The organism is Micromonospora sp. CA-259024 (assembly GCF_050936255.1).
In the GTDB taxonomy this organism is placed as follows: domain Bacteria; phylum Actinomycetota; class Actinomycetes; order Mycobacteriales; family Micromonosporaceae; genus Micromonospora.
Genome location: NZ_JBNJND010000002.1, coordinates 2,674,032 through 2,684,642, shown reverse-complemented (window position 1 = coordinate 2,684,642; position 10,611 = coordinate 2,674,032). Strand labels below are relative to the sequence as shown.

The window sequence follows — 10,611 nt, the reverse complement described above, 5'->3', positions numbered from 1 at the left end:
GCACTTTCTGTCAGAACATTAGGCGCAAAATGCCACGAAACGACGACCGAAAGTGCAAGATCGCGCGGCAGGGGGGTCAGCTCAGGGTTGCCTGGAGGGCGGCTTCCTTGGTGGCCACCAGCTTCTCCAGGTCCTGCTGGTAGGTCGTCATCTGGGCGCGCAGGTTCTCGTCGTTGGCGCCGAGGATTCGTACGGCGAGCAGGCCGGCGTTGCGAGCGTTGCCGATCGACACGGTGGCGACCGGGACCCCGGCCGGCATCTGCACGATGGACAGCAGCGAGTCCATGCCGTCGAGGTGCTTCAGCGGCACCGGCACACCGATCACCGGCAGCGGCGTGACCGAGGCGACCATGCCCGGCAGTGCGGCCGCACCCCCCGCCCCAGCGATGATCACCTTCAGACCCCGGTCGGCGGCGTCCCGGCCGTACTCGATCATCGCGACCGGAGTCCGATGCGCCGAGATCACCCGCACCTCGTACGCCACGCCGAAGTCGTCCAACACCTCGGCGGCGGCGCGCATGGTCGGCCAGTCCGAGTCGCTGCCCATGATCAGCCCGACCGTGCTCACTGCGGCACTCTCCTCGTTCGCGACAGCGTGGCTCACTCGTGCCCCTCGCGCAGCCAGCGCGCGGCCCGCGCGGCCCGCGCCCGTACGTCGTCCAGGTCGTCGCCGAGCACGGTGACGTGCCCGATCTTCCGACCGGGTCGCACCTGCTTGCCGTAGAGGTGCACCTTGGCACCCGGCTCCGCGGCGAAGAGGTGGTGCAGCCGCTCGTCGATCGACATTCCACCCGGTTCGCCACCGAGCACGTTCGCCATCACCACCACCGGCGCGGTCAGCGCGGTGTCGCCCATCGGGTAGTCCAGCACCGCCCGGAGGTGCTGCTCGAACTGCGAGGTCCGGGCACCCTCGATGGTCCAGTGCCCGGAGTTGTGTGGGCGCATCGCCAGCTCGTTGACCACGATCGCGGGTCGGCCGGCGTCGTCGCGCACCTCGAACAGTTCCACGGCCAGCAGACCGATCACGCCGAGCGCGGTGGCCAGGTCGATGGCGAGTTGCTGGGCGGAGACCGCCAGCTCCTCGTCCAGGCCGGGCGCCGGGGCCAGCACCTCCACGTTGATGCCGTCCCGCTGCACCGTCTCGACCACCGGGTACGCGGCCACCTGACCGAACGGCGACCGGGCCACCTGGACGGCCAACTCCCGGCGCAACGGCACCCGCTCCTCGACGATCAGCCGGGTGCCCCCGGCGAGCAGCGTGGCTGCCAGCTCGGTGGCCTGCGCCGCGTCGTCGACCATCCAGACGCCCCGGCCGTCGTAGCCGCCCCGGGCCGCCTTGAGCACCACCGGCCAGCCGACCTGCTCACCGAAGCCGACCAGGTCGGCGGGCTCGCCGACCGGCCGCCACGCCGGGTTGGGCGCACCCAGCTCCGTCAGGCGTTCCCGCATGACCTGCTTGTCCTGAGCGTGCAGCAACGCGTCCGCCGGCGGGTACAGGGCCACCCCTTCCGCCGCCAGCGTGCGGATGTGCTCGGTGGGCACATGCTCGTGGTCGAAGGTGACGACGTCGCAGCCCTTGGCGAAGGTTCGCAGGGCGGCCAGGTCGGTGTGGTCGCCGTACTGGACGTCGGCGGCGACAAGCGCCGCCCCGTCCTCTGGGGCGGTCGCGAGCACACGCAGTGACTGGCCGAGGGCGATCGCGGCCTGGTGGGTCATCCGGGCCAACTGGCCACCACCCACCATGCCGACAACAGGCAGACCGGTACGGGAATCCATAGCGCGGCCAGCCTATCCGGGCCGCCGGCGAGCACACCCGGAGGGCTGGCGCTCGCGTCGCCGGACCCCTCCGGGAAACGCCCACCACCACCCGGCGCGGTCGCGGTCGACTACCGGGCGCTACGTCGGTCGCGGGTGGGCTTCAGCGGAGCTCGGCGAGCAGCTCCCCCACCGAGGTGACCGGCCGCTGGCAGACGAACCCCCGGCAGACGTACGCGGCGGACCGCCCGTCGACCAGCGGCCGGTCGGCGAGCAGCGGCACACCGGGCTGGTCCGGGCGGCCGGCGACCACCACCGCCCCGGGCGGGGCATGCCGGCGGGCGGCAGCCACCAGGGGGTCGCCGGTCGGGTCGTCGGTCGCAACGGCGATCTCGTACGGCCCGGAGAGCAACGCCTCGCCGACCATGGCCGCGTACCCGGTGAACCGGGGGTGCTGCCCGACGATCGGCGCGACCGTGGCGAGCGCCGCCTCGGCGGCTTCCCGGTAGCGCGTCTCCCCGGTCAGCGCCGCGTATGCCACCAGCCCGGCGATCAACGCCGACCGGCCGGACGGGGTGGCGTTGTCGGTCGGGTCGGCCGGGCGGGCGATCAGCCGCTCCGCGTCGTCGGCCGTGTCGTAGAAGGCGCCACCGGGCGCGGCGAAGTGCTCCAACGCGCTGTCCAGCAGGTGACCGGCCAGGGTGAGCCAGCGACCCTCGCCGGTCAGCTGGTGCAGCGCGCAGAAGGCCTCGGCCACACAGCCGTAGTCCTCCAGGACGCCGGCCGGCTCGCCGACCCTGCCATCCCGGGAAACCCGGCGCAGCCGGCCGTCAACCAGATGCACCGTGGCCAGGTGCTCGGCCGCGTCGCGCATCGCGCCGTCGGCGACGATGGCCACGCCGTCCATCAGGTTGGCGTCCTCGTCCTCCGGGGACGCGTACAGCGCGGCGACCTGGAGGAACTCGGCGATGGCCGTGATCGCCAGGCCGTTCCAGGCGGCCACCACCTTGTCGTCGCGGGCCGGCTGGGGCCGGGTGTCCCGGGCCGCGAGCAGCCGTCCCACCACCTGCTGCCAGCGGGCGCGCACCTCGGGTGCGGCGTCGTCGACGTCCCTGGCGAGCTTGAGCACGCTCATGCCGTGCTCAAAGGTCCCCTCGTCGGTCACGGTGAACAGGTCGGCGGCGAACCGGCCGTCCTCCTCGCCCAGCGCCTCGACGAGCTGGGCGGGCGTCCAGGCGTAGGTGAGCCCCTCGACGCCCTCGGTGTCGGCGTCCAGCGCGGACGCGAACCCCTCCCCCGGCCGGTGCAGCTCGTCGGCCAGGAACCGGGCGGTGTCCCGAGCCACCCGGCGGGCCAGCGGGTCACCGGTGAGCCGCCACAGCTGCGTGTAGAACCGCAGCAGCAGCGCGTTGTCGTAGAGCATCTTCTCGAAGTGCGGCACCGTCCAGTGCGCGTCCACCGAGTACCGGGCGAAGCCGCCGGCGAGCTGGTCGTAGATGCCACCACGGGCCATCGCCTCGGCGGTGTGCCGGGTGATCTCCAGGCTGCGCGGGTCACCGGTGCGTTGGTGGTGGCGCAGCAGGAAGAGCAGGTTCATGTGTGGTGGGAACTTCGGGGCGCCACCGAATCCACCGTTTGTCGCGTCGTACTCGCTGGCCAGCCGGGCGGCCGCGGCGTCGAGCAGCGGGGCGTCCAGCGGGGCGGTGGGCCCGCCCACGGCCTGGGCGCCGCCGATCGCCTCGACCACCGCGGCGCCCTGGCGCACCACCTCGTCGCGCTGATCCCGCCAGGCGGTCGCGACGGACTGGAGCAACCGGACGAAGTTCGCCCGGGGGAAGTAGGTGCCGCAGAAGAACGGGGTGCCGTCCGGGGTGGCGAAGACCGTCATCGGCCAACCGCCCTGACCGGTCATCGCCTGGGTGGCGGTCATGTAGACGGCGTCGACGTCCGGGCGCTCCTCGCGGTCCACCTTGATCGACACGAAGCCGTCGTTGAGCAGGGCGGCGACGTGCTCGTTCTCGAACGACTCGTGCGCCATGACGTGGCACCAGTGGCAGGCGGCGTAGCCCACCGAGATGAGCACCGGAACGTCCCGCCGTTTCGCCTCCGCGAACGCCTCGTCGGACCAGGGCCACCAGTCGACCGGGTTGTCGGCGTGCTGGAGCAGGTACGGGCTGGTGGCGTCGACGAGTCGGTTCACCCGACGACCATAGTGCCTCCGGGTGAGGTCAGGAGGCGCCGTCGGCGCGGAGCCGGAACACGTTCGACTCCGCCGAGTCGCGCAGCGACCCCAACACCGCACCGATCTTGTCCGCCGGCATCGGCTTGAAGAAGTGGTAACCCTGTGCGGAGGTGCAACCCAGCTCGGCCAGGGCCATCCGCTGCTCGGCGGTCTCCACACCTTCGGCGACCACGCGCAGCCCCAGCTCGTGGGCGAGGCCCACGGTCGTCCGTACGATCGCCGCCGCCTCCGGCGAGTCGGCCATCCGGATCACGAACGAGCGGTCCACCTTCAACTCGTCCACCGCGATCCGGGTGAGGAAGGTCAACGAGGAGAAGCCGGTGCCGAAGTCGTCCACGGCGAGCTGCACGCCCATCGACCGGAGCGTGGCCAGCACCTCGTCGATGATCTCCAGCTCGCTCATCACCACCGTCTCGGTGATCTCCAACACGAGCCGGTGCGGCGGCACCTGGTGCCGGCGCAGCGCGTCGGCGATCTCCGCCGGCAACCGCGGGTCGAGCAGACTACGCGCCGAGAGGTTGACCGAGATCGGGACGTCCAGTCCCTCCCGGGCCCAACCGGCGGCCACACTGAGCGCCTTGTCCAGCACGTAGCGCGTGAACGTGCCGAGCTGCTCGCTGTTCTCCACCGGCCGGATGAAGTCGGCCGGGTTCAGCCACCCACGCCGGGGATGCCGCCAGCGGATCAGCGCCTCCACCCCGGTGGGCGCACCCGTGGCCAGGTCGACCGCCGGTTGCAGGGCCAGCACCAGCTGATCGTCGACCTTCAGCGCCTCACGTAGCTCGGCCAGCAGGGCGAGCTGGTCGGTGCTGGCCGCATCCCGGGTGCCGTCGTACGCGGCGACGTTGCCGCCGCCCTCCTTGGCCTGGTACATGGCGATGTCGGCGCGGCGCAGCAACTCGGTCAGGTCGGCGGTCCCCGCGTCGGCCACGACCACCCCGACAGAGACCTCGATCGACATCCGCACCCCGGCCACCTCGGTCGGCGCGGCCAGCCGCTCCGCGATCTCGCGGGCCTGACGCAACGCGTGTGCCATCGGGGCGACCCGGTCGCCGAGCACCGGCACCGCGGTGAGCAGCAGCGCGAACTCGTCGCCGCCGAGCCGGCCGAGCAGGTCGCCGGGGCGTGCCAGCGCGCTGAGCCGGTTGGCGGTCAGCCGCAGCAACTGGTCGCCCGCGGCGTGGCCGAGAGTGTCGTTGACCTCCTTGAACTGGTTGATGTCCAGCAGGAGCAGCGCCACCGGGTGATCGTGGGCGAGCTGCCGCAGCGACTGATCGCCCTTACCGAGCATCGCCGCCCGGTTGGCCAGCCCGGTGAGCGGATCGTGCACCGCCTCGTACGACGACCGAGCGGTGACCAGCCGCAGCTCGCGGTGTGTTGCGGCGTCGTGCAGCGCGGCGGCGAGCGCGTCGCCGAACGCGGCCACCGCGTCGCGTTCCCGGGCGGTGGGCGGGGCCGAGAGGGGGAACCGGACCCGTAGCTGACCGACCGGGGCGGCGCCCACCGACAGTGCCCGGCTCAGCTCGTGTTCGTCCCTCTCGGACTGGTCCGGTGGTCCCACCTCGCGGTCGACCAGTTGGCCGCTGGCGTCGCCCCGGTACCGATGCCACCGGCCGTCGGCGCGAGCCACGTCGACGTCCACCAGTTCGGCGTTGAACAGCGTCAGCGCCCCGGTCACCGCCGCGCTCGCCACGCCCCGCTCGTCGAGTTGATTGAGGGCCGCGGTGGCCTCGGCGAATGCTCGCCAGGTGCGGCGCTCCTGATCGGAGCGCAGCCGGTATCGGTAGGTCTGCTGCAGCAGCCAGAGCAGCGGCGGCAGCAACAGCAGCCAGCGAGGGTCGAGCTCCAGCAGTGCGACCACCACGAGGCCGACCGCCACGTTGCCGACGAACATGAGCAGCTTGCCGCGCAGCGCGGCGAGCAGCGGCGGCCCGATCGGCAGCCCGTGCCGCAGCCCCAGCGTCACCCCGCCCAGCCAGGCGGTCACCAGGAGGTAGGTCACCGACCCGGCGATCACCGCCACCGCCAGCATCGGGGTGGGCGGGGCGAGCAGCGGTCGGCCGAGCGCGGTGGTCACGGAGACGGCCAGCGCCGACGCGGCGGCCAGCGACGCGGCGATCCGGACGATCTCCAGGGCTGGACGGCGGTCGTTGTGCAGCGAGAGCACCGTCCAGGCCAGGCCGGTGCCGAGCAGCGTGGCGGCCGGCAGCCAGCCGGCCGGCGTCAGGTACAGGCAGACGATCAGCGCCGCCTCACCCCAGGTGATGCTGACCATGCCTGCGGCCGAACGGAACCGCAGCCGGGCGAGCTGGGCGAGAGCGAGGACGGCGACAGCGATACCGAACCGGGCGGGACCCCCGAGCGGGTCGTCGGCCGGCAGCGTGGCCGGAAGGGTCAGGCCGACCACTGCGGCGACCGCGGCGGTCAGCGTGACAGCAGCGGTGAGCACGAGCAGCCGGCCCGGTGTGCTGCGCACCCCGAGCCGATCGAACGGGTCGCCGGCCGGGCCGGAGGTCATCGACCTCCCCCGTCAGCCGACCGACCGACGTTGCGGCGGGCGGCCGGTGCTGTGCTGGTCATCGGCGCCTCCTCCCGCACACGGCTCGGAGACTTTTGGTCCCCCCGGCGGAAGGCTAAGCCAAACCGGGTGGCCGCAACAGGGGGCGACCAACCGGTTCGGCGTGAATCATGCCCGGACTACCCGTTCCGGTGCTGCTGGTGCCCGTTGGGAGAGGGCGTGGATGAATCACGCGCTCCGGTCCCGTCTGTCGGATCGACGACTGCCGCATTAGCCCTGGTCGGATCGGTCGGACCCGTCTGCTGCGGGAACCGGTCCGGCAGGCGGCGCAGCCGAGCGTTCATGTTGCGGATCAGCAGGATGGTCGCGGTGGCCAACAGCAGGATGAGGAAGAGGCCCATCGGCCCGGCCAGACCACCCGTGCGGGTGTCCCCGAAGTTGTTCTCCGCGAGCACCTGGGCAGCGGTCAGCATGGCGTTCCTCCGATGTGCGGTTGGTAACCAGGGTAGCCCCGCCCGAAATCAGCGTGCGTGCGCCGTCTCCCGCACCCCGGCGAAGAGATCGGACTCGGGCAGCGGGCTGTCGACCACCGAGCGGGCCAACTCGTAGTCCTCGGTCGGCCAGGCGCGCTGTTGCAGCTCCATCGGAACGTGGAACCAGAAGCCGTCCGGGTCGACCTGGGTCGCGTGGGCGCGCAGCGCGTCATCGCGGACCGGGAAGTACTCGGCGCACTCCACCCGGGTGGTGATCCGGGGGCCCTTGTCCGGCCGGTCCTCCCACCGCTTGAGCCACTCCTCGTAGGGCGACTCCAGACCGGCGGCCAGCATGCCCTCGTGCAGGGCCATGATCTTGCCCTTGGAGAAGCCGATGTCGTAGTAGAGCTTCAGCGGCTGCCAGGGCGCGCCCAGCTCCGGGTAGCGCTCCGGGTCACCGGCGGCCTCGAACGCGGCCACGCTCACCTTGTGGCACATGATGTGGTCCGGGTGCGGGTAGCCGCCCTCTTCGTCGTACGTGGTCACGACGTGCGGACGGAACTCGCGCATCAGCCGCACCAGTGGGCCCGCGGCGACCTCGACGTCCTGGAGGGCGAAACAGCCCTCGGGCAGCGGCGGCAGCGGATCGCCCTCGGGCAGGCCCGAGTCGACGAAGCCCAGCCAGGCCTGATCGATGCCGAGGATCGCCCGCGCGGCGTCCATCTCGGCACGCCGGATGTCGGCGATGTTGGCCCAGACGTCAGGCCGGTCGAGCTTGGGGTTGAGCACGCTCCCACGCTCTCCGCCCGTGCACGTCACGACCAGGACGTCCACCCCCTGGGCGACATACTTCGCCGTCGTCGCCGCGCCCTTGCTCGACTCGTCGTCCGGGTGCGCGTGCACGGCCATGAGACGCAGCTGCTCTGCCAACTTCGGCGCTCCTCGTCTGTGCCGGACGGTGGACCCGACCGGGCTCGACCGGCTGACCTGCCGGGATCGTTCCTCACCCCGTCGCCGGCCAGCACCGCAGGGCACGACCTGCCATTCCTGCCGCTGGACCGGGTGGGAGGATGGACTCTGTCATTCTTGCCGATGCCGCCGACAACAACGCCAGGAGATACCCGCCGGTGACCGAGACGCACGCCACAATTTCCGCAGGCGCTCCGGTATTCCCAGCCGGGCGCTACGGCCGCCGCCGGGCACCGGGCGGACGGCGCCGCCGCACGCTGCTGGCCGCGCTCGCGCTCCTGGCGCTCGTGGCGACGCTGACCGTGATCTCGGTCCGGCTCTACCGCCAGTACGGCGACCCGGTCTACGACGCCCAGGTGATCACCTACACCGACATCACGGACACCCAGGTGCTGGTCGACTTTCGGGTGACCGTACCGCCCGGCGGATCGGCGGTCTGCGTGCTGCGTGCCCGGGACCACGCGGGTGCCGAGGTGGCCCGGGAACAGGTCACGGTGGCCGCCGAGCCCGGCGACCGGCACGTCGTGACCCGGCACCGCCTGACCACCACCGCGCGGCCGTTCATCGGCGAGGTCCTGCGCTGCCGAGCCCCGTCCTGAGCTGCTCGAACAGCCTCGCGACGAGCGCCGGGTGGGCACCTACCCCCGGTGGTGGAGCCGGACACCGGCGGTGATGGCCGACACGCTGTGTCGTACCGCACTGGTAACTTGGTAGTTCACCTGTCAGCCAGCCACGCACAACTGAGGAGAACGCCTGTGTCCACTGGCAACGAGGCGCCCGCCACCTGGCTGTCGCAGGACGCGTACGACCGCCTCCAGGCCGAGCTCGACGAGCACATCGCCAACCGTCCGGCGATCGCAGCCGAGATCAACGCTCGGCGCGAGGAGGGCGACCTGCGGGAGAACGGCGGCTACCACGCCGCCCGCGAGGAGCAGGGCAAGGCCGAGGGTCGCATCCGCTACCTGCAGGAGCTGCTGCGCACCGCGAAGGTCGGCGAGGCCCCGACCGCCGACGCGGTGTCGCCGGGCATGGTGGTGACGATCTACTTCGACGACGACGCCAACGACACCGAGACCTTCCTGCTCGGCTCCCGGGAGATCGCGGCCACGACCGACCTGACCGTCTACAGCCCCGAGTCGGCTCTCGGTAAGGCGATCCTGGGTGGCCGGCCCGGGCAGACCTGCACCTACACGGCGCCGAGTGGTGCCGACATCAAGGTGACCGTGGTCAGCTTCGAGCCGTTCTCCGGCTGACCGTCGCCGGTCTCACCACACGCTGAGGCGTCGCCGCCGCCGCGGCGTGGCACTGTTCCGTGTCACGCCTCGGCGGCGAAGACCACCTGGTAGCCGCTGGCCCGCAGCGCGCTGATCAGCGTGTCCGAGTGCTCCACCCCCCGGGTCTCCACCGACAGCGCCACCTCCACCTCGCCGAGGCTCAGGTGCGGGTTGGCCCGCTGGTGCTCCACGTCCACGACGTTGGCCCGGTGCTCGGCGATCTGGCTGAGCAGCGACGCGAGTTGCCCGGGGCGGTCCGAGCAGCGCACCGTCACCCGCAGGTAACGACCCGCGGCGGCCAGGCCGTGCTCGATCACCCGCAGCATCAGCAACGGGTCGATGTTGCCACCGGAGAGCACCGCCACCACCGGCGTCTCCACCTCCACCACACCGGCCAGCAGCGCGGCGACGCCAACCGCCCCGGCCGGCTCGACCACCTGCTTACCGCGCTCCAGCAGCATCAACAGGGCGCGGGAGATGTCCTCCTCGGAGACCGTGACGATCTCGTCGACCAGCTTGCGCACGTGGTTGAAGGTGATCTCCCCCGGTCGGCCCACCGCGATGCCGTCGGCGATGGTGGAGAAGGCGGGCAGCCGGACCGGCTCCCCGGCCACCAGCGAGGGCGGGAACGCCGCCGCGCCGGCCGCCTGGACGCCGATGATCCGGACGTCCGGTCGCAATGCCTTCGCGGCCACCGCCATGCCCGAGATCAAACCGCCACCACCCACCCCGGTGATGATCGTCTTCACGTCCGGGCACTGTTCGAGGATCTCCAGCGCCACCGTGCCCTGGCCGGCGATCACATCGGGGTGGTCGAACGGGTGGATCAGCACCGCGCCGGTGCGCTCGGCGTACGTGTGCGCGGCGACCAACGACTCGTCGACGGTGTTGCCGGCCAACTCGACCTGCGCGCCGTACCCCTTGGTGGCGGCCACCTTCGGCAGCGGCGCGTTGACCGGCATGAAGACCGTGGCGTGCGTGCCGACCAGGCCGGCGGCGAGAGCAACGCCCTGGGCGTGGTTGCCCGCGCTGGCCGCGACCACGCCGCGCTCCCGCTCGGCCGCCGACAGCCGCGAGATTCGCACGTACGCGCCACGCACCTTGTACGAGCCCGCACGTTGCACGTTCTCGCACTTGAGCCAGGTCGGGCCGCCCAGTGCCGCGCTCAGCGGGCGGGAGGGCTCCAGCGGGGTGGTCCGGGTGACGCCAGCGAGCAGTTCCCGTGCAGCCCGCACGTCCTCGAGACCGACCAGTTCCGTCATGCCCCGATCGTGCCACCCGACGCCGGAGGCCTCTGCGGCGACACCGCAGTGTGTGGCGCCGCGGGCAGCGGTTGATCCACTCGACATCCTGATACCGCGTATCAGCTTCGCTGTGATG

The 10,611-nt window shown here is 71.9% G+C and carries 9 protein-coding genes; 2 read left to right on the top strand and 7 right to left on the bottom strand.

The genetic code is table 11. The features are described 5' to 3' along the window. Positions 1-76: 76 nt before the first annotated feature. The 6 genes from purE to mca form a co-directional block, all read right to left on the bottom strand. Complete coding sequence (gene purE / locus ACQEUX_RS32090; RefSeq protein WP_433057293.1) at positions 77-568, bottom strand: 5-(carboxyamino)imidazole ribonucleotide mutase; 492 nt, start codon at positions 566-568, stop codon at positions 77-79. A gap of 32 nt (positions 569-600) precedes the next feature. Continuing rightward, positions 601-1,776: a 5-(carboxyamino)imidazole ribonucleotide synthase gene (locus ACQEUX_RS32085; protein ID WP_433056442.1), complete on the bottom strand. Its 1,176-nt coding sequence runs from the start codon at positions 1,774-1,776 to the stop codon at positions 601-603. Between the two features lie 142 nt (positions 1,777-1,918). Next, a complete protein-coding gene (locus tag ACQEUX_RS32080) occupies positions 1,919-3,955 on the bottom strand; it encodes a thioredoxin domain-containing protein (RefSeq protein WP_433056440.1) in 2,037 nt (678 codons plus the stop codon). 28 nt (positions 3,956-3,983) lie between these two features. Beyond that, positions 3,984-6,515, bottom strand: coding sequence for a putative bifunctional diguanylate cyclase/phosphodiesterase (locus tag ACQEUX_RS32075; RefSeq protein WP_433056438.1), 2,532 nt, complete (start codon positions 6,513-6,515; stop codon positions 3,984-3,986). 179 nt (positions 6,516-6,694) lie between these two features. Further along, positions 6,695-6,988: a hypothetical protein gene (locus tag ACQEUX_RS32070; protein WP_433056436.1), complete on the bottom strand. Its 294-nt coding sequence runs from the start codon at positions 6,986-6,988 to the stop codon at positions 6,695-6,697. A 48-nt stretch (positions 6,989-7,036) separates the two neighbouring features. Next, positions 7,037-7,918: a mycothiol conjugate amidase Mca gene (gene mca / locus ACQEUX_RS32065; RefSeq protein ID WP_145786370.1), complete on the bottom strand. Its 882-nt coding sequence runs from the start codon at positions 7,916-7,918 to the stop codon at positions 7,037-7,039. Positions 7,919-8,115: 197 nt separating this feature from the next. On the opposite strand from mca, the gene ACQEUX_RS32060 reads away from it, so the two are divergent. Both ACQEUX_RS32060 and greA read left to right on the top strand, forming a co-directional pair. After that, entirely contained in the window at positions 8,116-8,556 is a 441-nt protein-coding gene (locus tag ACQEUX_RS32060; protein ID WP_433057291.1) for a DUF4307 domain-containing protein, read from the top strand. Between the two features lie 156 nt (positions 8,557-8,712). After that, positions 8,713-9,210, top strand: a complete 498-nt coding sequence (greA, locus tag ACQEUX_RS32055) for a transcription elongation factor GreA (RefSeq protein ID WP_433056434.1) — start codon at positions 8,713-8,715, stop codon at positions 9,208-9,210. A gap of 62 nt (positions 9,211-9,272) precedes the next feature. Here the strand turns inward: greA and ilvA are convergent, their stop codons facing one another. After that, on the bottom strand, positions 9,273-10,493 hold the full coding sequence (ilvA, locus tag ACQEUX_RS32050; protein ID WP_433056432.1) for a threonine ammonia-lyase: 1,221 nt from the start codon (positions 10,491-10,493) through the stop codon (positions 9,273-9,275). Between the last annotated feature and the right edge of the window lie 118 nt (positions 10,494-10,611).